A 25,756-nucleotide genomic window follows, 5' to 3' on the forward strand; every position below is an offset into this window, starting at 1 on the left:
CATATTGTTCTATTAAGTACAATATTTATTAAAACATTTTAAAGTGGAATAAATCCATAAAAAATTATTCCCAAAAGTCCAGAGATTACTATGATTATAATAGGGTGTATTTTTTTAGAGAGCAAAAGTATAAAGGTTATTATCCCTATTATTATACTCTTTAAATCTATATAGGATTGAGAGGCTAAGTTTAAAAAAGCATATATTATAAGACCTATAAGAGCGGGTCTCATTCCCATTAGAGCAGATTTTAAAACATTTGATTCTTTAAACTTTATAATAAAATGGGTTGCTAATGTTACCAAAATAAAAGAGAAGGTTATAACCCCTAGAGTAGCCATTAAGCTTCCCTTGAATCCAGCTACATTATATCCTACAAAGGTGGCAGAGTTTATAGCTATAGGACCAGGTGTCATTTGAGATATGCCTATAATGTCTATAAAGGATTTATAATTTATCCAATGCTTATTGTGTACAATCTCTCTTTCTATAAGTGGAAGCATAGCATAACCACCACCAAAACTAAACATACCTATTTTAAAGAAAGAAAAAAATAATTCTAGTAATATTTTCATTACTGCACCTTCTTTCTAAGAAAAATATAACCATATACTCCAGAAAGAAGTATAATTATAACAGGGTGCATATTAAAGAATTTTAAAAGTACCACTGTTAATATAATTATGGTATAATTAATGTAATTTTTTTTAATAGATTTAGAAAGGCTTATTACCGCTACTAACACTAGTACAGGAACGGCTCCATTTATACCTTTGAATATTAAATCTACATAATAATTATTTCTAAATTGCATAAAAAATCTTGCAATACATAATATTATAAAGAAGGATGGTAATATGGTTCCTAAAAGAGCAAGTATAGCTCCAGGTAAATTTCCTATTTTATATCCGATAAAGGTAGAACAATTTACCGCTAAAGCACCAGGAAAAGATTGAGATATTACAAGTATATCTAAGAAATCTTCTTTAGATATCCAAGAGTTTTTATTTACAACCTCTTCCTCTATAAGTGGAATCATTGCATAGCCACCACCAAAGGTAAAAGCACCTATTTTAAAGAAACTCCAAAACATTTTTAAATATTTAAGCATTAATATCACCTCATAAAAAAATAAAAGACAAATTAATTATAACCTATGAATACTATATTTTCTAATAGAATAATATAAATAATGTAGGTAAATGATAGATAAATAGATTATTAATAAATTTTATTTCTCTTTCAAATTTTGGTATTATATAATTGTTATAGGGGGAAAGAGCAATGAAAAACTTAAATGATATGAACAGTGAAGAATTAGGAAAATACATAAAAGATACAGAAAGTCAAATACATAAGTTATTAGATGAATACATAAATAGGGTTAACAATAAAATAGATAAAAATAAGAATGCTAAAACTTTAAAAGAGAAATCATACGCATTAAGTAAATTATATAAATATGTAGAATGGGTAAATGATGGTATAGAAATGAATAATAATGTCAAGAATAGAATTAGGATAGTTCCTAAACGAGGTGAAGTTTGGACCTGTGAATTAGGTCAAAATATAGGATCAGAAGAAAATAAAATTAGACCAGTTATTATCATACAAAATGACACAGGGAACCAAAATGCACCTACAACCATAGTAGTACCCATTTCTAATAGGCCAAAGAAGATAGCTGTACATATTTCCATAAGAAATGGAGATTTTGAATTAGTTAAGGGAGAAAAAATGGAAATAACAGGAACAGTGTTAGCGGAACAAATAAGAATTGTGTCAAAAGCTAGACTTGGAAGACACGTAGCTACTTTATCAGACAAATTCATGCAACTTTTAGATTCTAAAATAAAAATTTCGCTAGATTTGTAGTTAAAACAAAAATTATAAAGAATTTAATAAAAAAATATTAAATTTTTATAAATTTATGTTGTATAATTTTTTGTTTAATGGTATAATAACAATTGTGTTCAAGAGAAACATACCTAGCAGAGGTTAGGAGATTATATCTCATATATCCTTTCTTTAAATTGAATAACATACTCGGCATAGGTCGAGAGATTATATAACATATCATGGGACTGATTCTAAATCAGTCTTTTTTGGTTTATAATGTTAAAATTATATAAAGTAATTTTTTTGTAAGTATTAAATTTATATTGCATATTTAATACTTTTTTTATATTTTATAAAAATAAAAAAGTATTAAATGAAAAATATAATTGTTTTACAAACAAAACATATTATATTTATCTATATTTTTAAAAGAAATTTAGCTATAATATATATATGATAAAAATATTTAATGGAGTGATTTTATTTGGAAATCAAAAGAGTAGGAACCAATTCACCGATACAAACAGAAAATAAAAGAACAATAGAAAATAAAAAAGGATTTTCACAAAATTTTAATTTTGCTCGTCAGCAGAAATCAGAGCAAGAATTAAAAAAAATGTTGGAGGATATAAACAAAAAAGGAAATAGGTTAGCTATAACTAAGTGTTATGCTGATGTCAAAGCATATAAAAGAATGATAAAAGAATATTTAAAATCAGTTTTAGAATATATGTATTCCGTAAAAAAGGATATAAGTTTTTGGCAAACTCAATACTTTATTACAGTAGAAACAGTAGATGAAAAACTTGAGGAATTAACAGAAATGTTATTAAGCGCCGAAAAAGAAAATTTAGATATAGCAAAAACTATAGATGATATAACAGGACTCATTGTAGATATATATAAATAATATAATTATTATTTATCATTTTATAAATAATAAGTGTTTTACTTAATAAGTAGACATAAAAATTATTAAATCATTGAATTTAATAATTTTTATGTCTATTTATTGTTATTTAGGCTAGTTATAAAAATAGATAGTGCCTCAAAATTAAATTTATTTTGAGACACGTTATTAAATTTCAAAAGTAAATATATTATGTTATTTTGTTTTTTATTTCCAAAGATTAAAACTTGCGTCTGATGGCATTCTCCAATCTCCTCTAGGGGATAAACTTATAGTTCCTACTTTAGGACCATCTGGTACCGCAGAACGTTTAAATTGTTGAGTAAAGAATCTTCTTATAAAATAAGAGAACCATTTGTCAATAGTTTCCTTGTCGTAGGAATCTTTAAAAGCTATTTTAGCTAATTGTTTTATTTTATCTGGAGTAGTTCCTTGACGAATAAAATAATAAAGGAAGAAATCATGTAACTCATAAGGGCCTACTATATCTTCAGTTTTTTGAGAAATGTTACCTTCCTTATCCTTTGGTAGTAGTTCAGGACTTACAGGTGTATCTAAAATATCTATAAGTATTTCTGATATTTCTTTTGCTACTTCATTTTCAGCTACATATCTTACCAAATATCTTACTAAGGTTTTAGGAATAGAACAATTTACGCTGTACATGGACATATGATCTCCATTATATGTACACCAACCTAAAGCTAATTCAGATAAATCACCGGTTCCTATAACTAAGCCACCTTCTTTATTGGCTATATCCATAAGTATTTGAGTTCTCTCTCTTGCTTGAACATTTTCATAGGTAACATCATGTATATCCTTGTCATGGCCTATATCTTTAAAATGTTGCAATGCTGCATCTACTATATTTATTTCTTTTAAGGTTGTATTTAAGTGTTTGCATAGACTTACAGCATTATTATAGGTTCTATCTGTAGTTCCAAAACCAGGCATTGTTATAGTTATTATGTTTTCTCTAGGAATATTTAATTTATCAAAGGTTTTAGCTATAACTAATAAAGCTAAGGTAGAATCCAATCCACCAGAGATACCTATAACTGCTTTTTTCATATTAGTATGATCAAGTCTTTTAGCTAGAGCTGAGGTTTGTATATTAAATATTTCTTTGCATCTTACTGCTCTTTCTTCTTCATTAGAAGGAACAAAAGGGTATTTATCTATAGGTCTATCAAAGACACCAACATCGTTAATTGTAAATTTAAATGTTATTTCTTCTAATTCCAAATTCATATTCATTGAGTTATCTGTAAAGCTTACATTTTTAAGCCTTTCACTATTAATTTTATCTATATCTATAATACTTGTAATAACTTCATTTTCTCTTTGGAATCTTTTATTTTCTTTTAATATAGAGCCATTTTCTCCAATTAATAAATGACCGCTAAATACTAAGTCTGTAGAAGATTCATATACACCTGATGAAGAATATACATAGGAGGCTAAGCATCTACCACTTTGAGATGCAACTAAATTTCGTCTATAATCTGATTTGCTAACTATTTCATTAGAGGCAGATAAATTTCCAATAATATTAGCTCCCATTAATGCAAGATAACTACTAGGTGGAATTGTAACCCAAAGATCTTCACATACTTCAAAAGCAAATTTGAAAAATTTATCAGAAAAAATAAGGTTAGTTCCAAAAGGAATATTTTTTTGGAAAGGTAAATTAATTCTTTCACTTTTTATTTTATACCCTTCTGTGAACCATCTTTTTTCATAGAACTCTGAATAATTAGGTAAATAACTTTTAGGGACAATACCTAGTATTTTTCCTCCAAATATTATAACAGCACAATTATAAAGACTATTTTTATATAATAAAGGTGCTCCTACAGCTATTAAAACATCTTTGTCTATAGAATATTTACATATATTATGTATTCCATCTAAGGCTTTGGATATTAATAGACTTTGTGAAAAAAGTTCTCCACAAGTATAAGAAGTTATAGAGAGTTCTGGAAAAACTATTAATTTTGATTTTTTTTCTATACACATATCTATACATTTTTTTATGTTTTCTATATTAAAATCTATATCTGCTACATTAGTTACAGGACAAGCAGTAGATACTCTTATGTAATATTGTGAATTATTCATATAAAATCCTCCATTAAAAATATTATTACCTTATGATTATATCAAATTAAAGGTAAATAATTAAACTTTAATATAAAATATTAATAAAAAATTATGCAAAGCACATTTTATTATAAAACTATATCATAATAATATAAATAGTTTATTAAGTTAAAAACTATTTATTTATATTATTTATAAGATTATAATGTATAATAATAGTAATAATTCAAGAGGGAGGGAGAGTATGTGGAGCAATTTTAGCATTATTCTTTGGATAATAATTGGGACTGCCGCTTTGCTGTTGGATCTTGCTACTAGTTCTTTTTTATTTGTTTGGTTCACTCTAGGGGCTATAGCTGCACTTATAGTTCAAATATTAGGATATTCTATGTCTACACAAATTATTGCTTTTGTATTAATTAGTATTTTATGTATGATATTAGGTTATCCAATGGTAAAGAAGATTATTAAAAAACAGGAGAATTCTATATTATCTATCGAAAGAAATTATGTTGGAGAAATTTTTATTGCAGATAAAGATATAAAAGATGAGGGGGTGCTAAAATTCCAAGGTGTATATTGGAGAGTCACGAATAGTGGGGATTATATAAAAAAAGGAGATAAGGTAAAAATAATCTCAGTAAAAGGTAACAAAATTTTTGTTGAAAAGGTAGAGGAGGAATAAGTATGGCGATACTTATAATTGTATTATTAGTTATTATATTAGTAACATTTTTACTGTCTATAAAAGTTGTAAATACAGGTTATGTTTCTATTGTGGAAAGATTCGGTAAATATCATAGAACTTTAGAGCCAGGTTGGCATATAATTATGCCTTTTGCGGATTTTGTAAGGAAAAAAATTTCTACAAAGCAGCAAATAATAGATATAGATCCACAGAGTGTTATTACACAAGATAATGTAAAAATATCCATAGATAACGTTATATTTTACAAAATAATGAACTCTAAAGATGCAGTTTATAATATTGAAGACTATAAAGCAGGTATAACATATTCTACTATAACAAATATGAGAAATATAGTAGGTAATATGACTTTAGACGAAGTTTTATCAGGAAGAGATAAAATAAATTCAAAATTACTTGAACAAATAGATGAAATTACAGATGCTTATGGTATTAAAATTTTATCTGTAGAAATAAAAAATATAGATCCACCAAGAGAAATACAAGAAGCCATGGAAAAACAAATGAGAGCAGAAAGAGATAAAAGAGCTGCTATACTTCAAGCAGAAGGGCAAAAACAAGCAGAAATAGCAAGAGCAGAAGGGGATAAACAAGCTAAAATCTTACAATCAGAAGCAGAGAAGGAAGCTAACATAAGAAGAGCAGAAGGACTAAGAGAATCTCAATTATTAGAAGCGGAAGGTAAAGCTAGAGCTATAGAGCAAATAGCTAATGCAGAATCAGAAGCTATAAGAAAGGTTAATGCTTCTATAATAGAATCAGGTACAAATGAAGTAGTTATTGCTTTAAAACAAGTAGATGCACTAAAAGAAATGGCTAAAAATCCAGCTAATAAATTAATATTACCAAATGAAACATTATCTTCATTAGGTAGTATTGCTGCCATAGGTGATTTGCTAAATAAAGATAATAAATAAAGAACATCCATAGATTTGATTTACACAAATCTATGGATGTTTTTTAGAGAAATGTAGGTGATTATTTGGATAAAAATGAAGTAACTGAGAGTAATTTCGAACTGTCTGTGCTAGGTGCTTTGGCAATAGCAATGTTTATTGTTGCAGCATTTTATTTTTTCCCTATTCCTTTTAATAGGATGTTAGAAACTACTTATGTTAATTCGAATAAAGTTTTAGAATTAGCTTTAAATGTGTTAAGAGATTTAATTTCAAAGGGGTTAATTATAATATTTATCTTAAAGATAATAAGAGCAGATATTGAACCTAGTTTTAAGATAAGATATATTGAAAAATTTAATTTTAAAATATTATTATGCACAGCTTTTTTTATATTAGGATTTTTTATGTGGTTTCAAAATTCAATTGGCATAATGATAATAAAAGGCCTATTATCTAAAGAGGTTATAGAGGCAGCTGCAAAAGATACACAAAATCTATATCAAATATTTATTTTAGAGGTAATAATAGCACCTATTTTTGAAGAAATAGTTTTCAGAGGAATTATTTTGGAAGGACTTTTAAATAAGTATAAACCAATAACTAGTATAATTGTTTCATCAGTTGTATTTGCATTATGCCATATATACATTCCTCAAATTATTAATGCCATAATTTTCGGAATACTTCTTGGGATAATATATTATAAAACAAAATCTGTAGTATTATGTATGGTTTCCCATATGTTAACTAATGGATTCAATTTTATATATATTAATTCTAATATTAGAACTTTTTCTATAGGGGCAGTAATTTTTATAATATCAGGAATTTTGCTTGAAAAATATATTAGAGAGTTGAAATATGATGGTACTAATATAAGTAGTGCAGGTTAAGAAAATTATAATGTGTATAAGTAGAAATCTAAAAAATGAATAAATCAAAAACTATAGGGATATAGCGGTTAAGTATACAATAATCAATTTAAAATGTGTAGTCTATAATATATAAGATTGAAATAAATTACATTTTATGGTATTAGTATAATTATACTCAATTTTTATTCAACTTTAATGAGATATTTAAATAAATTAATTAGGGGGATTTTTGTGAATAAAGAATTTTTTATGAGAAACAGAAAAAACTTAGGGGAGAGTATAGAAGAAGGAATAATTGTTATATTTGCAGGCAAGGCACCTTATAAGTCAGCAGATGAAACCTATCCATTTACACCTAACAGAAACTTTTATTATTTAACTGGAATAGAAGAGGAACAGATAATATTAGTCATAACTAAGAAAAATAAAAAAATAACAGAACATTTATATATACAAAGGCCAGATCCAGTAATGGCAAGATGGGTAGGGGCAACCATTAGCGAAGAAGAAGCTGAAGAGGTAAGTGGGATAGAAAATATAGGGTATGTAGATAAATTTTTTGATGATTTTCCGATCTTTATAAATAGAAGTGGATTTAATAAAGTATACTTAGATTTAGAGAGGAGAGAATGGGAAGAAAATTTTACACCAGCTCAAATTTTTGCTAAAGAATTAAAAGAAAAATATCCTTATGCAAAAATAGAAAACATCTATAAAGGTATAAGTGATTTAAGAACAATAAAAAGTGAAGAGGAAGTAGAATTAATCAAAAAAGCTATAGACATAACTAAAGAAGGCATATACAATATGATGAAAAATATAAAGCCGAATATGATGGAATACGAAGTGGAAGCATATTTTGACTTTTCCTTAAAGAAAAATGGGGTTACAGATTATGCTTTTGAAACTATAGCAGCGGCTGGAAAAAATGCTACAGTACTACATTATAGTGAAAATAATTGTAAAATAGAGAATAACTCTTTAATCCTTTGTGATTTAGGAGCTCAATATAAATATTATAATGGTGATATAACAAGAACTTTTCCTGCTAATGGAAAGTTTACAGAGAGACAAAAGGAAGTGTATAAAGTAGTTTTAGAAGCTAATAAAGCTATAATTGAAAATGCAAAACCAGGAGTTACCTTTAAAGAAATAGAAGAAATAACTAAAAAAACATTAATAGAAGGATGTAAAAAATTAGGAATATTGCAAGATGAAAAAGAATTAAGAAAATATTATTTCCATAGTTTTGGACATTACTTAGGTTTAGATACCCACGATGTAGGAAGTTATGAAATAGAATTAAAACCAGGCATGGTTATAACTAATGAACCAGGTCTTTATATACAAGAAGAAAGTATTGGAATAAGAATAGAAGATGATTTATTAATAACAGAGAACGGGTGTGAGGTTTTAAGTAAGGATATAATTAAAAGCATAGAAGAAATAGAAAACTTTATGAAATAAGGAAATTACGACTTAAAAGGAAGTTTACCTACAGCCTATTTAAAAGGGATATGTGTCTAGAATGGCGTCTCAATTCGCTAAGAGATTTTAATTTGTTTTTTCATAAAATATATTGAAAAAAATGAAACTCGCTGACCGCTCAAACAATCATTTTTTTTCTAATATATTTTCAAAAAACAAATAAGAATATCTAAGCTTTTTCGAATGCCTTTTACGCCACATATCCCTCTTTTTAATAGGCTGAAGCTAGCATAACTCTTTAAAGATAATTTCCTGTAAGAAAGGAGAACTTCAATAAGTAAATTAAAAATTTAAAATTATTTATATTCTTTTCAGTAAGGGCTTCAAAAAAATTTTCGGTAGAAAATTGATGCGTAGCATGTCAAAATACTGTAGCTTTTATAATCTTTATATAAATTTAAATTATACTCAAAACTATTTGCGTTAGCAAACAAATTTAATAAAATAAAGCCAATGACTTTCACTAGTTTTATTTTATAGAAAATAAATATAAACTATTTATTAGTAATACAAATTATTGGATTATATAAAATCTTAATTAGCAATAAGAGTATATTCATTATTAGTAAGTGTAAAGTTACCTTTTAAACCATCAGTGATATATATTTTTTTATCCTTGGTTATAAATACAGCATCAATATTTCTAACTTTTCTTACAAGGTCCATGCCACCTTTTAATCCAAATTGAAATACACAATTAGACATACCATCTGCATTAGATGATTTATCAGCTATTATTGTTACAGAAAGAAGCTCGTTTTCCACAGGATAGCCTGTCTTACTATCTATTATATGATGGTATCTTTTACCTTTGTATTCAAAAAATCTTTCATATGTTCCAGATGTAACGACAGATTTATTTGAATTATTTTTTATTTTTACGCTTCCTAAAATACTTCCTCGAGTAGCATATGGATCTTGAATATGTATATTCCAGTGGTTGCTACTAGGATTACTTCCCATAGTTAGGATATTTCCACCTAAATTAATAAGAGCATTTTTAACATCATTATTAGCTAATACAATAGCAACCTCATCTGCAATATAACCTTTTGCTAGGCCACCTAAATCTATTTTTGTTCCTTCTTTTTTTAGCATAGCTGTATTACTGGATTCATCAATTTGTAAGATTCTATAATCTACATGTTTTATAGCATTTTGCAAATCCATTTGATTGGGGATAGCTTCTTTATTAGTGCCTATATTCCATAATTTAGAAATACCTCCAATTGTAATATCAAATTTTCCTTGAGAAAGTTGAGAGTAATAGATACCCTTCTTTAATATTTTTAAAGTATCCTTACTTAGTTTTACAGCATGCTTACCAGCAGCATTATTTAGTTCAATAATTTCACTAGTATCAGCATTGTTGACTGTTATTTTACTCTCAATTTCGCCAATTTTGTCATAAGCCCTATCTAATACTTTTTCATTAACTTTATCATATACACTAATTTTGCAAAGTGTTCCTAAACAAAATTCATCTTTTGATATTGGCGCATTGTAAGCACGTTTAGAAAATATGTCTAAAGTAACAATGATTATTAAAATAACAACCATTATTATTGTTAAAATTAATCTTTTATGATGTTTCATTTTAACATCTCCCCTACCAAAATAATTTATTTTATTGCTGAATTGTAGAGTTTTTATACATTAAATAGAGTTAAACATCTTCCGTATATATGGCTTCAATAAACTTCTTCTTAAAAATGTATCATATTCTACTAGAATCATATCATTTAATGGCAATAATTCAATCATCAGTTAACAAATAACCTTCCCTACATCCCATAATTTAGAAGCATTTTACAAAAAGAAGATTTAATTTTTTATTTGGAAAGTTAATAACTATATGTAATTAGCTATATACATTATTTTTCTAGATATCTATTTTCAATAAAACTTATTTATTGTATTATTTGTAAGGTTAACTTGACATTGAAATAATTTGTTGATATATTTGCAATGTAAGGTTAACATTACAGGAGTGATTATTAATGAAAAATAGAATAAAAGAATTTCGTGAGGTTTTTGGATTAACACAAGAACAATTAGGAAAACTTGTAGGTGTGTCAAGACAAGCAATTAATGCTATTGAAACAGAAAAGTTTGAACCATCTATATGGTTGGCTTATGATATTTGCAAAATATTTCATCGCTCTATAGAAGAGGTTTTTCTCTTTGAGGAAAGTGAAAGAAAATCCAGAGGGCGGCAAAGTAGAGGTGTATTTTAAATGGCATTAAGACAAATTAGGATATTTGATGATGAAATATTAAGAAAAAAGAGCAAAGTAGTTGAAGTAGTAGATGATAAAATAAGACAAATATTAAATGATATGGCAGATACTATGTATAATACAGAAAATGGTGGAGGGCTAGCTGCACCACAAGTTGGTATATTAAAACGATTGGTTGTAATTGATATGGGCCAAGGGCTTATAAAATTAGTTAATCCAAAGATAATTAACAAGGAAGGAACTCAAGAAGTTATAGAGGGTTGTTTAAGTATTCCTAATACATGGGGAAAACTAAAAAGACCTAAAAAGGTAACCATACAAGCATTAAATGAATATGGTAAGAAGATTATACTAACAGGTACAGGAGATTTAGCGAAATGTTTCTGTCATGAAATAGATCATTTAGAAGGTATTCTTTTTACCGATTTAGTTACTGAATATATAAAATAGCATTACTTGTACTTTTTATTTTAATTTTTGGGGAGTTATATAGCCTTCTCTTTTTTTAGCAAAGGTAGTATAACTCCTTTTTAAGTGCTGATTCCTTATATTATTAAATATCATAAGAGGTTAAGTAAGTTAATTAAATATCTTCATTTTCTTCAGTTGTATATAAAACCAGTAGTTTATTAAGTAGGGTAGCAAGTAACTAATAAAAGTAAGACCTAAATTCCAACCATTTGAATATAGTACTTTCCCACTTAATATGCCAAGCCATTCAAGAAATGTTGTAAAAATTGTTACAATCATTATAAGTAGGTAAGGATTAAATTTTGCTTTATTAATATAATGTATTAAATAAACTGAAAGTATTGGGTATATGCCTAAATCATAGGGCATACTAGCGAACTTACCATATTCATGAGGATATATACTCCAAAATTTATAGAAAAATCCAAATGAGTTTACTGTAAATGCTACAACACTTTGAAAAGGTGCTATAGTAAAAAGAACTTTTCTATCTGTAAAATAAAATACTATACCGGATATCCAAGGGATTATAAAAGCAACTATTATATTAAAAATCATTAAATCACCTAATTATTATTTTTGTATTATTTTATCCATTATTTTAATAAATATATATATAAGTTGCTTTGCAATATTTTTTATTACGTATATCATATATAATTAGTTGATTTTAATATTTCTAGGATTAGTTTATTTTAAACTATAGAAGTATAATTTCGATTATAAAGTTTTACTTATCATAATCAAAATTAATCTTCAAATTTAAATAATTCTTCAACGGTAGCATTAGACCTAATTTTTTATATAATGCTCTTGCAACTTTTCCTTTAGCATCATTTTCTCCATATGTAGTTACTGTAATTTCTGTGCCTTTGGGAAATTGATTACACGGCCAGTAGCTATACCTTTTTTATCTTTAACCACACCTTTCATAATAATTTTTGCTATATTTCCCAAATGTATACTAAATTATATTTTAAGTTTATACATTATAAATGTTAATTTTAATATATTATATATGCTAGCATAAAAATATTTTAAATAAATTTTGATATACAAAAATTTTTTGTATATTAGTGTGTATATGCTAATTGTTCAGAAGTAAATAGATAATTTCAGACATATTTTATAAAAAAGAATAGATAAAATTTATATAAACACTGTATTCTGTTCATTATAATATAGAGTGTCAATAAGTGATGGATGTCATGCTTGTATTATTATGTACTGGATTTTAATATAAAAATAGTTTATAATATTTATTATTAATAAATAATAAATATTATGTAGGGATAGGAGATAATAATGGATAATAACGTAAATGAACAAATAATGGATAAATTGAAGAAAGTATGTATATGTAAAAATATAAATAGATTAACTATAAAAAATGCGATAAAATCAGGAGCTAGAACAGTGGAAGAAGTTAGAAAAGCTACTGGAGCAGGCACTGGAGCTTGCAGGGGCAACAGATGTACTTATACTATAGAAAAATTATTAGAAGAGTACTCAAAATAAAGTATATTTAACTATAAGGTTTAAAATTAAATATGAGCATTATCGGAATTGTTTATTTTAGTAAATTCTGATAATGCTTTTATTATTTTACAGATAGGAAAAGTTAATTCACCCAAACTATTACAATTATTAAACTAATAATATATATTAAATAATTTAAATGAGATATAATATTAAAAGTATTATGTATTTGATATTTTGGTTTATATGGAATAAAATGTGGGTATATTAAAAATAGCAATTATTAGTTTTGTAGTTAGGGGGATAATATGAAAGTAATATTATTGATTTTATTAATATTATTATTGGTTATAGTTTTTGTTGTATCTTGGAGATTAATAGATGCAGTTATTTATCCAATAGTAAGAAAGGCAGAATTTACTTATCAAAAGGAAATAGAACAGGGTGGATTTGTAGAAGAAGAATTTAATAAATTAGAAAGACAAGAAATTACTATAAAATCCCCCTTTGGATATGATTTAAAGGGAATGTATTTCCCAGGAAAAAATTCGAAGAAAACTGTAATAATATGCCATGGGATTAAGTGTAATTTGTATAATTCCGTGAAATATATGAAAATATTCATGGATAAAGGTTTTAATGGAGTAATATATGATCATAGAAATCATGGAAGTAGTGGTGGAGAAAATACTACTTTTGGTTATTATGAAAAACAAGATTTAAAAGCTGTTGCGGATTGGGTGTTTGAAAGAAACGGCCAAGATTCTATAGTTGGCATTCATGGAGAATCTATGGGAGCAGGTACTATACTTCAAAATGCAGCTATTGATGATAGAATAGCATTTTATGTTGCAGATTGCCCATACTCCAGTATGAAAGATATATTACAGTTGAGGCTAAAAGAAGATTATAAATTGCCTAGCTTTCCATTTACAACCGTAGCAAGTTTTATAAGCAAATTAAGGATTGGATTATTTTTTTCACAAGTATCACCTATAAAAGATATAGAAAAAGTAGAAACACCTATACTTTTTATACATGGTATGGAAGATAAATATATACCAAAGGAAATGAGCATAGATATGTACAAAAATAAAAAAATAGGAGTAAAAGATATATATTTAGCTCCCAATGCAGATCATGCAGAGTCTTATATGAAAAATAAAGAAGAGTATAAAGAACGTATATATAAATTTTTAGAAAAAATAAATTTATAATAATAGATTTGATTTTAATCTAGAAAAAATACATTTTATAAACCTATTAATGAGCTTTATTAGTTTTTAAGCAGTAGGGGGATTTAACTCAATTATTTATAGTGTGAAAAGCTATAAGTAATTATAGTGTTTTCATCTGGAAGAAAATTTTTAATAAAGCTATATTTAGAACTTTTTAGAGAAATAAAGTGGTTTATGAAGTGTATTTTTTATTTTAGAAGTGTTAAAATTAAATCTATTTTATTTTTATAATGGCACCCTTTTGTTAAAATTTACATAAAATATTAATATTCCCAGATAATTTTTAATATTGAAAAATATACAGACAAATTTTAACATAAATAAAGATATATGAAGTTTGATTAGTATTTATCAAAGTGTTATGCTTTATTTAAAGTAGGGGGTAGGCAATTTATGGATGGAGAATTATATATTAGTAAGTTAGAAAATTCATACAGATCCCATTTTAAAATAAAGAAAGATACTTATTTTTTAGAAAATCATTTAGATATTTTAGCTCATTGTAAATTAATTAATGTTAGAACAATGATTACAGAAAAAGATATTATTGATAGCTTTGAAACAAATGAATTTTGTTTTGTAAAACGTTTAGATAACATTTCAAAAGAAACATTAGATAACCATATAGATATGCTCATAGAAGCAGAGAAACTATGTGTAACACCTCATAAAGATCATAAAAGTTCCTATTTAACAGGCATATTAATAAGTGAAAATTCCATTGATTATAATATAAAACAATATGTTAAAAAGTTTAAATTTGCAAAGGCTTATAAATTTTATTGGTTTGGATGGTGCGATATAAGATTAATTTTGATAGATTTAAAAAATAAAGAAGTTATAACTAATAAAGCTGGTAAATTTGTTAAAAAGGTGTATCAAAAACACTTTAATAAAAATTAGGAGGGGTTTTTATGAACTCAGTAGTGTTACTTTTAACTGGTATCATTTTATTCTTGATTGCTTATTTAACCTACGGTAGATGGCTTGCTAAACACTGGGGCATAGATATAAGTAAGCAAACACCAGCTCATACTAAATTTGATAATGTGGATTATTGTCCAGCAGATGCTAAAATTTTATTAGGTCACCATTTCTCATCTATAGCAGGGGCAGGGCCTATAGCAGGGCCTATACAAGCAGCTATATTTGGATGGGTTCCTGTAATGTTATGGATTGTTATAGGAAGTATCTTTATAGGTGGTGTTCATGATTTTGGTTCTTTATTTGCATCTATAAGACATGGAGGAAACTCTATAGGAGAGATAATTCGTGTTAATATAGGTGAAAAGGGTAAAAAATTATTTAATGTTTTTGCTTGGGTTACATTAGTTCTAGTTGTAGCAGCCTTTACAGATATTTGTGCTTCTACTTTTGCATATAATCCACAAACACCAGAACTTTTAACAGGAGCACGTTCTGGGACAGCATCAATTCTCTTTATATTTTTAGCTATGGGTTTTGGATTTTTTGTATATAGAAGAAATGCTCCAGTAGGGTTGTCTACAGTAGTGGGCGTTGCTTTATTATTTTTCTGCATATATATAGGATATAGATTTCCAGTATTAAAATTAAGTAAGTTTCAATGGCAAATAATACTTTTAATATATATTACTGCAGCATCTACTATGCCAGTTTGGTTACTTCTTCAACCAAGAGATTATCTTTGCTCATTTTTGTTGTATGCTATGCTTATAGGAGCTTTTATAGGTATATTAGTTCTTCATCCAACTATGCAATTGGCACCAACCACATCATTTACGGTAAAAGGTCAAACTTTATTCCCATTCTTATTTGTAACAGTAGCTTGTGGAGCAGTTTCAGGATTTCACTCTTTAGTAAGTTCAGGAACATCTTCAAAACAATTAAATAGTGAAAAGGATACTCAACTTATAGGATATGGTTCCATGTTAATTGAAGGAGTTGTAGCTATTATAGCTTTAATTGCTGTAGGATATGTTGCTAAAGCTAAAGGTACACCAGCAGAAATTTTTGCTAACAGTTGTGCAGCCTTTATGAATTCCTTTGGAATACCATTAGCTATAGGTAAAGTATTCGTAACATTATCCTTCTCTGCCTTTGCTTTAACAAGTTTGGATACAGCTACAAGAATAGGAAGATATATATTCCAAGAGTTTTTTCAAGGCTCTAATGAAAAAGAGGGGGAAAAGAAATCAGTATTTACTAATATGTATGTGTCAACATTAATAACAGTATTTTGTGCATTAGGACTAATATTATATGGATATGAAAAAATATGGCCAATATTTGGTTCAGCAAATCAATTATTAGCTGCATTAGCATTATTGTCATTAACAGCATGGCTTTCAAGAAGAGGAAAGAAGACAATAATGATAATAATACCAATGATTTTCATGTTTGCAGTAACACTATCTGCACTATTCTTAATAATAAAATCCTATTTATTTGGAGCAAAACCCAATTATATATTAGGAGTAATGGCAGTAATATTACTTGTATTAGCTGTAGTACTTGCAGTAGAGGCTTACAATACTTTAAATAAAAATAAAAAGGCTAACACAAATTTAGGAGCCTAGTAAATATATAACTTCAATAAAATAATAATTAAATTATCCCTATAAAAAATATAAGACTTCAGTAAAATATTAGGTCAAAATTATGACAATTTACCTAAGTTTTGCTGAAGTTTTGTTTTTTATTATATATAAAGTTATAACTTTATTATAAAGCTATGCTAATTAAAACTTAGATAGTAAAGATATTATTTAAAAGTAATACAGACTTAATAAATTTTAGTACTCTTAAAATTTAAAAGCACTTAATGAGGTGAACTACTATTTTTGTTAATATATAATTTTCCTTTACGATATAATAAATAATTACTTTTGTCATAGTGAAAAATTACCTTAGATACTAACATATAATTCATTTTTCTTATATAATAAGATTAATAATAATTAACTGCTTTATTATATTAATATGAGATTGAGGATTTAGTAAATAAAAAAATAATTTTATAAATGGAGGGATAAAAAGTGAAGGGTAAAAGTAGTTTAGGTATTATATTTCTTGTTATAGGCTTAGGAATATTTTTAGAAGCATTAAATTTATGGGATTTTGGAAATATTATAAGTAATTATTGGCCAATTATATTAATAGTTATTGGTGTCAAAAAACTTCTAGAAAAATCAGTTTCATATGTAAATGGAATTGTATTAATATTGTTAGGAGTAATGTTTCAATTAAGGAATTTAAATATATTATATAATGTATCTAAATTCTTTTGGGCAGGAATTTTTCTTTTAATAGGTTTTTATTTATTATCTTATAAGGAAAGCTTTAGAGCGAAAGATAGAACTTTTTTCGGAGGACAAAGTTCAGAGGATTTTGTAAAAACAGGAGCAATATTTTCAGGAGCTAGAACTAAGAATAATTCAAAAGCTTTTAAGGGTGGAAGTATAACAACTATATTTGCAGGAGTAGATTTAGATTTATTAGATGCCCAGTTGGGTTTTGACGGCGCTTATATAGATGTATTCGTAGCTTTTGGAGGAGTAGATATAGTAGTTCCTGAAAATTGGAATGTGGTTATAACTGGTATACCAATATTTGGTGGATGGAGTAATAAAACTAGAAATAGAAATATGAATAATGGAGGACCAACTCTAAAAGTTAATTGTATAGCAGCTTTTGGTGGATTAGATGTAAAACATTATTTTGATTAAAATTTTAAATTATAATATACTATGTTTAATTTTAATATAGTAGAGATAAAAAAATGCACGTAATAAACATATGAATAAGCTCTAGTAGTTCTTAATGAATCCAGATTTAGAACTTATGAGAGAAATTAACTAGTTTATTAAGTGTATTTTTTATATTGGTGGTTTTAAAATTAAATTTATTTTGAGACCTCCTTTTTTTATTGCTTAAAATTTAATTGTGTATAATTACTAATTATTAAAATAAATAATTATAAAGATTACGGGACAAAATATAGAAGAAGGGAATTAATAATTATAGTAAAGTGTTCTTATACTATAGGGATATTAAAAAATTTTTTTAATATTAGAATTTAAATGATTTAATTTTATAATAAAAATATTATTTTAATATCTTTATAAACGGATATCTTTTTAAAGCTATATTAAGTTTTATAGAATACAGCTAAATTAAATTAATAGTTTTAGCATATAGCTTTAAAAAGTTAGATGAAGTTTTGTATATTGAGCTTTAGTGTATTATTAATATCCCTTTTAATTTTATATTTGTGAAAAATTAAAAAAGTTTACATTACTAAAAAATCTCTTTTTATTTTTCTTTTCTTATAAGCTATTCATTAAAGCTGCATGAATTCCTAAAAATCTCTATATTTAATTAATATTTTACCCTTAATAGCTTTTAGTTTTTTATAGATTTTATTATAATTAACTTATAATAGGGTTTATTGAAATGCATTACAATATAGTTTAATTAAGGTATACTACAAATAAATTAACAATAGTATTAAAAATTATATTTAACTGTTAATACTTGTAGTATAATATAATATAAATTATCAGAATTTTTTATAAAACGGGGGGGCATTTTATGAAAAACAAAAGTATAAAACGTATAATTTCGACTTTACTTATATTTGTAGCTTTAATTCCTATATTGATTGTTGGTATATATACTAATTATTCACAAACTAAAAGTCTAAAAAGTAATTTTGAATCAACAACAAAGAATTCTGTGCTTAGTTTCCAAGCTATGATAGCACAAAAAAATAAAAATAATATGGAATCAATTAATACTTTGGCTAATGATGGTAATGCTAAAAATTTACTCAAAAATAAGGATAATGCTAATTGGCTTTTCTATGCATTAGAGGCCTTTAGAAGTTCTCATTCTGAAATTACAAATGTTTATCTAGGAACAGTTAAAGGAAATACTATATTTTCACCTAAAACTGATGTAGTTAATAGCATTGATCCAAGAACAAGGCCTTGGTATAAGAAGGCAGTTGAAATGAAAGGAGACCCTATTATTACAGAACCATACAAAGATACAGCAGGTACCAATAGTTTAATGGTAACTATAGCTAAAGCTGTTATGGATGAGAAGGATTCTTTAGTTGGAGTAATCGGTATGGACATAAAATTAGATGATTTATCAGCCATTGCTAAAAATACTAAGATTGGCAAAGAAGGCTTTGTGGTATTAGTTGATAAAAATGGTTCAATTATAGGGCATAAAGATAAAGAAAAATTAAATAAAAATATAAAAGATTTGAATTGGCCTAAGGAAATAGTAAATAAGGGAATTATAGATAAAGTAAAAATTAATGGAAAAGAGTATAAAGTCATAACAGAAAAAGATGGAGCAACATCCTGGAGCATTGTAGGATTTTTACCTTATAGTGAGATACAATCTGAACTTAATAAATATTATAGAATGATAGTTACAATATCCCTTTTATCTTTAGCAGGAGCGTTAGCAATAGGAGCAGTATTTTCTAAAAAAATAATAAATCCTATAAGAAAAATAGAGGATGCATTGGCCTGTATGAAGAATGGAGATTTTACCCAGAGCATAGATAAGGGTGAAACTTCAATTTATGAGATGGAATTAATAATGGATGGAATTAATATAGTAAGAGAAGAAACAGTAAAAATTTTAGATAGCCTTAAGAGTGTTTCTTCTGATGTAAAAGAATCTTCAGATATTTTAAAAGATATAACAGAGCAATCAGAAATGGCAGGAAATGAAATAGTACAAGTAGTACAAAACATAGCAGATGCAACTTCAGATCAAGCTCAGTCCATGGAAGGAAGTTTAAATTCTATAAGTGATTTATCAGATAAAGTAGAAAATTCTATGGAAAATTCTAAGGAAATGGTCAAAGAGTCTGATATAGTTAGAAATATTATAAAAGATAGTGGACAGGCTGTAAAAGGGTTAAAAAATAAATTTGAATTGAATTCTAAATCAAACCAGGAATTAGCTAATAAAATTGATACATTAGCAGAAAGTTCAAATCAAATAAGTATGATAACAGAGACAATACAATCTATAACAGAACAAACTTCTTTATTAGCACTTAATGCTAGTATAGAATCTGCAAGGGCAGGAGAAGCAGGAAAAGGATTTGCAGTGGTTGCAGAAGAGGTAAGGAAGCTTGCAGAACAATCTTCAACTTCAGCTTCAGAAATAGAAAGGGTTATTTCTAACATAAATAAAGAAGTAAAAGATATACTAGATAAAATGTATGAAACTATAGAACTTGAAAAGGATACTAAGGACAAAATTAATATTACAGATAATGCCTTTAATACTATAAGAGAATCTATAGATAAATTAGAAGAAAGCATAAGAAATGTTAATGAATCACAAAAAATTATATATAATAATAAAAATGATATATTAAATAAAATAAATGAGGCATCCTCTGTTTCTGAAGAAATAGCAGCAACTACTGAAGAAATAACTGCATCAGCACAGGAACAGGCAGCGGGACTTAAAGAGGTAGTAGGATCTGCAGAAAAATTAAATTCTTATTCAGATACATTAAATTCATTAGTAAAACAATTTAAGATATAAACAGAGTTCTAAGCTTTAGAGGGAGTTTTTACTTCATCTAAAGCTTAGAAATCGTTATCCAGGGACGTAACCGCTCTTTATTCCAACTTTGAAGAAGATGGAAGTATTAGAGCAGGCAGTCATCGGATAGATAGAAAAGGGGTTGTCCCAAAATAAAAATAGATTTAATTTTAATATAGAAAATAGAAAAAAATATATGTAATAAACATATGAATAAGCTTTAGTAGTTCTTAATTTGGCGGAATTAAAAATTTGCGTAATTCCTCACAGGACGTGAGGAGCCGGTAGTGAAGCCAAGGATGGCGCCTCTACCGGGTAGAAAATTTTTAATGCAGCCAAATTTAGAACTACTTAGCACAATGAATGATTTATGAATATATTTTTTCTATTTGCGGAATTAAAATTAAATCTATTTTAATATGCACTCTTTTTTATAATAGGAATTTAGTTGTTTTTTTATAATTTAATTTGGTTACTTTTTTAATAATTTAATGTCATTTAATAATTTAATATATTTCTCATTTAAATTCTCTTTAACTATCAAATCTTTCTCCAAAGATATTTCTGAAATTATTTTTGAAAGTCTATTTTCTAAGATTAATAATTTTTCCTTCTTTTCACGCTCAATATGGTTTTCATGCTTTTTAGTTTCATAGTTTACCTTTTCTTCAGTGAAATCAGTATAAGTACCTGAAAAACAATTTAGCTTAGTATCTTTTATTTCAATTATATAATCACATATACTAGAAATAAAAGCTCTATCATGAGATATCATTACAATTGTTTTGTCTGTATTAATAAGTGCCTTTTCTAAAGCTTCAATAGATTTTATATCTAAATAATTGGTAGGTTCATCTAAAATCAAGGTATTAGTATCACTTAAAATTATTTTGCAAAGTGCAACTTTAACCCTTTCTCCTCCACTTAATATAGAAACATTTTTGTATATAGTGTCTCCTTTAAACCCAAATCCAGCTAATTGTATTCTAATAAAGCTTTCATCATAAGAACTAGTTGATTTTATATTATCTAATATTGTTTTGTCTTTATCTAAAATGTCTTGATTTTGATCAAAATATCCTATAGAAATATACTTTGATAATCTAATGTTTTCTGTATCTCTTTTTAATATTTTTTTTATTAAAGTTGTTTTACCACAGCCATTTTCACCAATAATAGCTGCTTTTTTACCGTTTTTTATTTTAAAATTTCCATCTTTTATAAGAAGTTTATTACCTATATATAAATCTAAATCTTTTACTTCTATTACTGTTTTGGAAGGTATTTTATTACCTTCAGTAATTTTTATTTTAATATCTTTGCTAGAAATAGGTTTTTCTTTCACTTCAAGATGATTAATTCTACTTTTTAAAGATTTTATATTTCCATCTAAGTGTTTTTTTGATTTCTGATCTCCCATTTTAAAAAGTCTTGCTTCCGAATTTCCCATTCTTTTAGGTGCTTTTCTAATAGAATCTCGTTGATTTTCTTTTGCCATCATAGCTTTTTCAAGTCGCTTTTTTTCAGTTATATATTCTTCATATTCTCTTTTTTCAACTTCTCTTTCTTCAGCTTTTAGTTTAAGATATTTTGAATAACAACACTTATATAATTTAACTTTTCCATTTTCTATTTCTAATATATTATCACAAAGATTATTTAAAAAATCTCTATCATGAGAAACTAATAAAAGTCCTCCTTTATATTCACTTATAAGTTTTTCAATGCTTTTTATAGTATTAGTGTCAAGATTAGCTGTTGGCTCATCTGCTATAAGAAAGTTGCTATTAGAACTAAGAGCTTGATTAATACTAATTTTCACCTTTTCTCCACCGGATAAAAATTCATTATAATTATCTGGTGCACCTAATATACTCTTGATTCTGCTATCATCGCAGGAGCCAGCATAATTTTCACTTTGGCTTATATATGAATAATTAGCATGAAAAAATACTTTTCCCTCATCAATATCTAGTTCACCTAAAATAACTTTAATAAGAGTTGTTTTACCAGCTCCATTTTCTCCAACAATTCCTATTCTGCTATTTTCTTTTATTTCTAAATTGTCTATATCTAAAATTAATTTATCTTCATAATATTTTTTTACTTTATCTAATTTTATTGATACCATAAAAAAAATCCCTCCTTAAATTTAGGAGAGAGTATATAATAATTCCGTAAAAAGGTATAAGTATCCCCTAGAATAATTTACTCTCTCAAGTTTTAAGTACAACAAAAAAGCCTAATTTCATAGAATCTTTTAAAATTAATTTGATTTGTCATACTTAATAAAATAAAAGTGTAAATTACATTCTCATTGGTGAAACTACCTCGTTCTTTCTTTAGGCACATTTAAATAAATAACAAGTCAGTATGACAGTCTATTTTGAGCTATACTGCGTTAGCAGAACCCGCCGATAGCACTACTAGCGACGGAACCTGCTTCCTTGTCTAACACAAAATATACTGCCATCTTTGATTTGTTATTTATTTTCATGTGCCTTAATTTATTTTATTATAGCATATAATTTCATTTTTGAAAATAAATTCATGTTGTTACTAACATAATAAGTCACATATAGTTAGAAAATTTGCTAAACAAAATAAAATAACTAATTATCTAAAGATAAGGAGCAAACAATGATTTTGAATTTAATGATATAAGTAACAATGCATGAATATTTTACTAGAATAAAATTCTTGAAAATAAATCATCTTTATTATAATATACATAATAGTTTATAGTTAAATATGGAGGTTTTAATTTTGAAAAATATAATTGAAGAATTTAAAGACTTTGCAGTAAAAGGAAATGCTGTGGAATTAGCAGTAGGTGTGGTTATAGGTGGAGCTTTTGGTAAAATAGTAACTTCTTTAGTAGAGGATATTATAATGCCTTTAGTAGGATTGTTAATAGGTGGTATAGATTTTACTAATTTAAAATTTACAATGAGTTTTTCAGAAAAAACAGTAGTTCCTATAAAATACGGTAATTTTATACAGGCAGCAGTAAACTTTTTAATAATTTCCTTTTCTATTTTTTTGTTTATTAAATTAATAAATAAGTTCAAGAAAAAGGAAGAGGAAGTAAAAGAAGAAACTAAAATAAGTAATGAAGAAATATTATTAACAGAAATAAGGGATTTGTTAAAGGAAAATAAATCCTAATAATTTATTTATGATGTGAAGGTTTTCTTTGTTGACACTTATAATTATTAGTAATAAAATTATTATGTAAATAAAATTAAGTGCTAGGGGTGCCAAAAGTTATGGCTGAGAAATGATAAATTCATTAACCCTCTAACCTGATCTGGTTAATACCAGCGTAGGAAAGCTTGAGTGTTAATAAAATTAAACATTTTTAAACTCAAACTTCCTTATAGCACAATATAGGAGGTTTTTTTATGCAATCATTAGAATGGGGAAAAAGATTTTTTGAAACTTTTTCTGGATTTTCTGGCAAAATGGCAGAAATATTAAAAAGTCCATTATCAATTTTAGCAATAATAGCTTTTTTAGTTATATTTATTGCTGTATTTAAACTGAAAAAAATTAAATTAAACCCAAGAACAATAACTCAAATTGGAATTGCTCTTGCTCTCTCTACTATTCTCAATATTTTTAGAATATATAGGTTCCCACAAGGTGGCAGTGTGACTTTAGGCTCTATGGTTCCTATTTTGTTACTTACATTTGCTTATGGGAAAGAAATTGGATTTTTAACAGGATTTTTATATGGATTGATTTCTCTTATAACAGATCCTTTTATATTACATCCAATCCAAATGTTGTTCGATTATCCATTACCATATTTGGCCATAGGTCTTGCAGGATATTTTAGAAATAATAGAACTTTAAGTATATCATTTGCTTTTTTTGTTAAATTCTTATGTCACTTTATATCTGGAGTAGTATTTTTTGGTTCCTTTGCCCCAGAGGGAATGGGACCTATTATATACTCATTATCAGTGAATATACCTATAATAGGAGCTGAAGCTATAATTTGTATAGTAATATTTAAATTAATTCCAGTTCATAGGCTATTAAAAAGTATAAATCCTAAATATTTATTAGCAGCTCAAGAGTAAAAATTAAAAAATGGGGTATTTCAAGTTTATCTTGAAATACCCCTTCTTATATTTTTATAACTTTTGACAGGCTATATAATCTATTTAGTTTATTTTAGCGGTTGCAGAACAGACCTAATAATACTAAAAGTATTAAAGGATTACTGCAACCACCACCAAAGCTGTTACCGCAACAACCTCCAAATAAATTGCTGAAGCCATTGCATCCACAACCACAGTTGTTATTGCAACAACCATCGAATAAATTGTTGCATCCGCAGCTAGGTCCATAGCATTCGTACTTTTCGTAACCACAACATTTGTGTTTATGATGTTTGTGTCCCATGTTATCACCTCTACTTATAACGTTAGAGTTGTGTACCAATATATTATCTTTAGTTATAATAGTAATATATGAAAAACATAAAAAAATGTTACTTTATATTATTATGACAGCTTATGATGAGTATTGAAAAAAAGTTATTATTTATATACAATTAAGATTGTGTCATTATAATTTTAAAATGGGGTATTTCAAAATCACTTTGAAATACCCCTTTTTTATATTTTTAAAAGTCTTTTATAGGCTATATAGTCTATTTAGTTCATCTTAGCGGTTGCAGAATAGAAATAATAATATTAAAATTATTAAAATATTATTATCGCCACAACCAAAGCCATTGTATCCTTCGTAGCATTCATCGTTATGATGTGTGTGTCCCATGTTATCATCACCTCTACTTATAACGTTAGAGTTTGTATATCAAGATATTATCTTTAGTTATAATAGTAGTATATGAAAAATATAAAAAAATGTTACTTTATATTACTATGACAGCCTATGATGAGTATTGAAAAAAAGTTATTATTT

The 25,756-nt window shown here is 26.5% G+C and carries 23 protein-coding genes and 1 riboswitch; of the genes, 16 read left to right on the top strand and 7 right to left on the bottom strand.

Annotated features, from left to right (window positions below):
* Positions 1–38 precede the first annotated feature (38 nt).
* Positions 39–575, bottom strand: coding sequence for a chromate transporter (locus tag ACYUDJ_RS07740; protein ID WP_003488471.1), 537 nt, complete (start codon positions 573–575; stop codon positions 39–41).
* Positions 575–1,111 carry a chromate transporter gene (locus ACYUDJ_RS07745; RefSeq protein ID WP_003488473.1) on the bottom strand — a complete coding sequence of 179 codons (537 nt, stop codon included), beginning with the start codon at positions 1,109–1,111 and terminating at the stop codon, positions 575–577. Before ACYUDJ_RS07745 ends, ACYUDJ_RS07740 begins: the two co-directional genes overlap by 1 nt.
* 173 nt (positions 1,112–1,284) lie before the next feature.
* Between ACYUDJ_RS07745 and ACYUDJ_RS07750 the strand changes: the two genes are divergently transcribed.
* Positions 1,285–1,875, top strand: coding sequence for a type II toxin-antitoxin system PemK/MazF family toxin (locus ACYUDJ_RS07750; RefSeq protein WP_003488475.1), 591 nt, complete (start codon positions 1,285–1,287; stop codon positions 1,873–1,875).
* Positions 1,876–2,323: 448 nt separating this feature from the next.
* The gene (locus tag ACYUDJ_RS07755) at positions 2,324–2,749 is read left to right on the top strand and encodes a YaaR family protein (RefSeq protein ID WP_003488477.1); all 426 of its coding nucleotides are present in this window, start codon (positions 2,324–2,326) and stop codon (positions 2,747–2,749) included.
* Positions 2,750–2,956: 207 nt separating this feature from the next.
* Here ACYUDJ_RS07755 and ACYUDJ_RS07760 read toward each other — a convergent pair whose 3' ends face one another.
* Positions 2,957–4,873 carry an NAD(+) synthase gene (locus ACYUDJ_RS07760; protein WP_003488479.1) on the bottom strand — a complete coding sequence of 639 codons (1,917 nt, stop codon included), beginning with the start codon at positions 4,871–4,873 and terminating at the stop codon, positions 2,957–2,959.
* Between the two features lie 226 nt (positions 4,874–5,099).
* On the opposite strand from ACYUDJ_RS07760, the gene ACYUDJ_RS07765 reads away from it, so the two are divergent.
* From ACYUDJ_RS07765 to ACYUDJ_RS07780, 4 genes are all read left to right on the top strand, one after another.
* A complete protein-coding gene (locus tag ACYUDJ_RS07765; RefSeq protein WP_043031328.1) occupies positions 5,100–5,540 on the top strand; it encodes an NfeD family protein in 441 nt (146 codons plus the stop codon).
* A 2-nt stretch (positions 5,541–5,542) separates the two neighbouring features.
* Complete coding sequence (locus ACYUDJ_RS07770) at positions 5,543–6,481, top strand: SPFH domain-containing protein (RefSeq protein WP_012344496.1); 939 nt, start codon at positions 5,543–5,545, stop codon at positions 6,479–6,481.
* A 65-nt stretch (positions 6,482–6,546) separates the two neighbouring features.
* Positions 6,547–7,356 (top strand): CPBP family intramembrane glutamic endopeptidase, encoded by an 810-nt coding sequence (locus ACYUDJ_RS07775; RefSeq protein WP_043031332.1) that lies wholly within the window; start codon positions 6,547–6,549, stop codon positions 7,354–7,356.
* Positions 7,357–7,569: 213 nt separating this feature from the next.
* Positions 7,570–8,805, top strand: coding sequence for an aminopeptidase P family protein (locus ACYUDJ_RS07780; RefSeq protein WP_043031333.1), 1,236 nt, complete (start codon positions 7,570–7,572; stop codon positions 8,803–8,805).
* A gap of 555 nt (positions 8,806–9,360) precedes the next feature.
* Here ACYUDJ_RS07780 and ACYUDJ_RS07785 read toward each other — a convergent pair.
* Positions 9,361–10,422, bottom strand: coding sequence for an FAD:protein FMN transferase (locus ACYUDJ_RS07785; RefSeq protein ID WP_043031335.1), 1,062 nt, complete (start codon positions 10,420–10,422; stop codon positions 9,361–9,363).
* Positions 10,423–10,826: 404 nt separating this feature from the next.
* On the opposite strand from ACYUDJ_RS07785, the gene ACYUDJ_RS07790 reads away from it, so the two are divergent.
* Both ACYUDJ_RS07790 and def read left to right on the top strand, forming a co-directional pair.
* Positions 10,827–11,063: a helix-turn-helix transcriptional regulator gene (locus ACYUDJ_RS07790; protein WP_003488490.1), complete on the top strand. Its 237-nt coding sequence runs from the start codon at positions 10,827–10,829 to the stop codon at positions 11,061–11,063.
* Positions 11,064–11,516 (top strand): peptide deformylase, encoded by a 453-nt coding sequence (gene def, locus ACYUDJ_RS07795; RefSeq protein WP_003488493.1) that lies wholly within the window; start codon positions 11,064–11,066, stop codon positions 11,514–11,516.
* 129 nt (positions 11,517–11,645) lie between these two features.
* Here the strand turns inward: def and ACYUDJ_RS07800 are convergent, their stop codons facing one another.
* Positions 11,646–12,095 (bottom strand): CBO0543 family protein, encoded by a 450-nt coding sequence (locus ACYUDJ_RS07800; RefSeq protein ID WP_043031337.1) that lies wholly within the window; start codon positions 12,093–12,095, stop codon positions 11,646–11,648.
* 747 nt (positions 12,096–12,842) lie between these two features.
* Here ACYUDJ_RS07800 and ACYUDJ_RS07805 point away from each other — a divergent pair.
* The 6 genes from ACYUDJ_RS07805 (at position 12,843) to ACYUDJ_RS07830 (ending at position 20,818) form a co-directional block, all read left to right on the top strand.
* Entirely contained in the window at positions 12,843–13,055 is a 213-nt protein-coding gene (locus tag ACYUDJ_RS07805) for a (2Fe-2S)-binding protein (protein ID WP_003488497.1), read from the top strand.
* Positions 13,056–13,324: 269 nt separating this feature from the next.
* Complete coding sequence (locus ACYUDJ_RS07810; RefSeq protein WP_043031339.1) at positions 13,325–14,233, top strand: alpha/beta hydrolase; 909 nt, start codon at positions 13,325–13,327, stop codon at positions 14,231–14,233.
* Between the two features lie 414 nt (positions 14,234–14,647).
* On the top strand, positions 14,648–15,157 hold the full coding sequence (locus ACYUDJ_RS07815; RefSeq protein ID WP_003488501.1) for a hypothetical protein: 510 nt from the start codon (positions 14,648–14,650) through the stop codon (positions 15,155–15,157).
* A gap of 11 nt (positions 15,158–15,168) precedes the next feature.
* On the top strand, positions 15,169–16,812 hold the full coding sequence (locus ACYUDJ_RS07820) for a carbon starvation CstA family protein (RefSeq protein ID WP_003488503.1): 1,644 nt from the start codon (positions 15,169–15,171) through the stop codon (positions 16,810–16,812).
* 459 nt (positions 16,813–17,271) lie between these two features.
* Complete coding sequence (locus ACYUDJ_RS07825) at positions 17,272–17,961, top strand: LiaF transmembrane domain-containing protein (protein WP_003488505.1); 690 nt, start codon at positions 17,272–17,274, stop codon at positions 17,959–17,961.
* Positions 17,962–18,826: 865 nt separating this feature from the next.
* Positions 18,827–20,818, top strand: a complete 1,992-nt coding sequence (locus ACYUDJ_RS07830; RefSeq protein WP_003488507.1) for a methyl-accepting chemotaxis protein — start codon at positions 18,827–18,829, stop codon at positions 20,816–20,818.
* A 472-nt stretch (positions 20,819–21,290) separates the two neighbouring features.
* On the opposite strand, the gene cplR is transcribed toward ACYUDJ_RS07830, so the two are convergent.
* Positions 21,291–22,949 carry an ABC-F type ribosomal protection protein CplR gene (gene cplR / locus ACYUDJ_RS07835; RefSeq protein ID WP_043031341.1) on the bottom strand — a complete coding sequence of 553 codons (1,659 nt, stop codon included), beginning with the start codon at positions 22,947–22,949 and terminating at the stop codon, positions 21,291–21,293.
* A gap of 635 nt (positions 22,950–23,584) precedes the next feature.
* Here cplR and mscL point away from each other — a divergent pair.
* Positions 23,585–23,986, top strand: coding sequence for a large-conductance mechanosensitive channel protein MscL (mscL, locus tag ACYUDJ_RS07840; protein WP_043031344.1), 402 nt, complete (start codon positions 23,585–23,587; stop codon positions 23,984–23,986).
* A gap of 75 nt (positions 23,987–24,061) precedes the next feature.
* Positions 24,062–24,167: riboswitch (TPP riboswitch) on the top strand.
* Between the two features lie 55 nt (positions 24,168–24,222).
* Entirely contained in the window at positions 24,223–24,906 is a 684-nt protein-coding gene (gene thiT / locus ACYUDJ_RS07845) for an energy-coupled thiamine transporter ThiT (protein ID WP_003488514.1), read from the top strand.
* A 94-nt stretch (positions 24,907–25,000) separates the two neighbouring features.
* On the opposite strand, the gene ACYUDJ_RS07850 is transcribed toward thiT, so the two are convergent.
* Positions 25,001–25,231: a ground-like protein gene (locus ACYUDJ_RS07850; protein WP_162024651.1), complete on the bottom strand. Its 231-nt coding sequence runs from the start codon at positions 25,229–25,231 to the stop codon at positions 25,001–25,003.
* Positions 25,232–25,756 lie beyond the last annotated feature (525 nt).

This window comes from Clostridium sp. CTA-6 (assembly GCF_054768115.1).

Bases quoted from the DNA above. Each gene is read 5' to 3' on its own strand.
- ACYUDJ_RS07740 (WP_003488471.1), bottom strand. From the start codon at position 575: ATGAAAATATTACTAGAATTATTTTTTTCTTTCTTTAAAATAGGTATG.
- ACYUDJ_RS07745 (WP_003488473.1), bottom strand. From the start codon at position 1,111: ATGCTTAAATATTTAAAAATGTTTTGGAGTTTCTTTAAAATAGGTGCT.
- ACYUDJ_RS07750 (WP_003488475.1), top strand. From the start codon at position 1,285: ATGAAAAACTTAAATGATATGAACAGTGAAGAATTAGGAAAATACATA.
- ACYUDJ_RS07760 (WP_003488479.1), bottom strand. From the start codon at position 4,873: ATGAATAATTCACAATATTACATAAGAGTATCTACTGCTTGTCCTGTA.
- ACYUDJ_RS07765 (WP_043031328.1), top strand. From the start codon at position 5,100: ATGTGGAGCAATTTTAGCATTATTCTTTGGATAATAATTGGGACTGCC.
- ACYUDJ_RS07770 (WP_012344496.1), top strand. From the start codon at position 5,543: ATGGCGATACTTATAATTGTATTATTAGTTATTATATTAGTAACATTT.
- ACYUDJ_RS07785 (WP_043031335.1), bottom strand. From the start codon at position 10,422: ATGAAACATCATAAAAGATTAATTTTAACAATAATAATGGTTGTTATT.
- ACYUDJ_RS07790 (WP_003488490.1), top strand. From the start codon at position 10,827: ATGAAAAATAGAATAAAAGAATTTCGTGAGGTTTTTGGATTAACACAA.
- def (WP_003488493.1), top strand. From the start codon at position 11,064: ATGGCATTAAGACAAATTAGGATATTTGATGATGAAATATTAAGAAAA.
- ACYUDJ_RS07800 (WP_043031337.1), bottom strand. From the start codon at position 12,095: ATGATTTTTAATATAATAGTTGCTTTTATAATCCCTTGGATATCCGGT.
- ACYUDJ_RS07805 (WP_003488497.1), top strand. From the start codon at position 12,843: ATGGATAATAACGTAAATGAACAAATAATGGATAAATTGAAGAAAGTA.
- ACYUDJ_RS07810 (WP_043031339.1), top strand. From the start codon at position 13,325: ATGAAAGTAATATTATTGATTTTATTAATATTATTATTGGTTATAGTT.
- ACYUDJ_RS07815 (WP_003488501.1), top strand. From the start codon at position 14,648: ATGGATGGAGAATTATATATTAGTAAGTTAGAAAATTCATACAGATCC.
- ACYUDJ_RS07820 (WP_003488503.1), top strand. From the start codon at position 15,169: ATGAACTCAGTAGTGTTACTTTTAACTGGTATCATTTTATTCTTGATT.
- ACYUDJ_RS07830 (WP_003488507.1), top strand. From the start codon at position 18,827: ATGAAAAACAAAAGTATAAAACGTATAATTTCGACTTTACTTATATTT.
- cplR (WP_043031341.1), bottom strand. From the start codon at position 22,949: ATGGTATCAATAAAATTAGATAAAGTAAAAAAATATTATGAAGATAAA.
- thiT (WP_003488514.1), top strand. From the start codon at position 24,223: ATGCAATCATTAGAATGGGGAAAAAGATTTTTTGAAACTTTTTCTGGA.
- ACYUDJ_RS07850 (WP_162024651.1), bottom strand. From the start codon at position 25,231: ATGGGACACAAACATCATAAACACAAATGTTGTGGTTACGAAAAGTAC.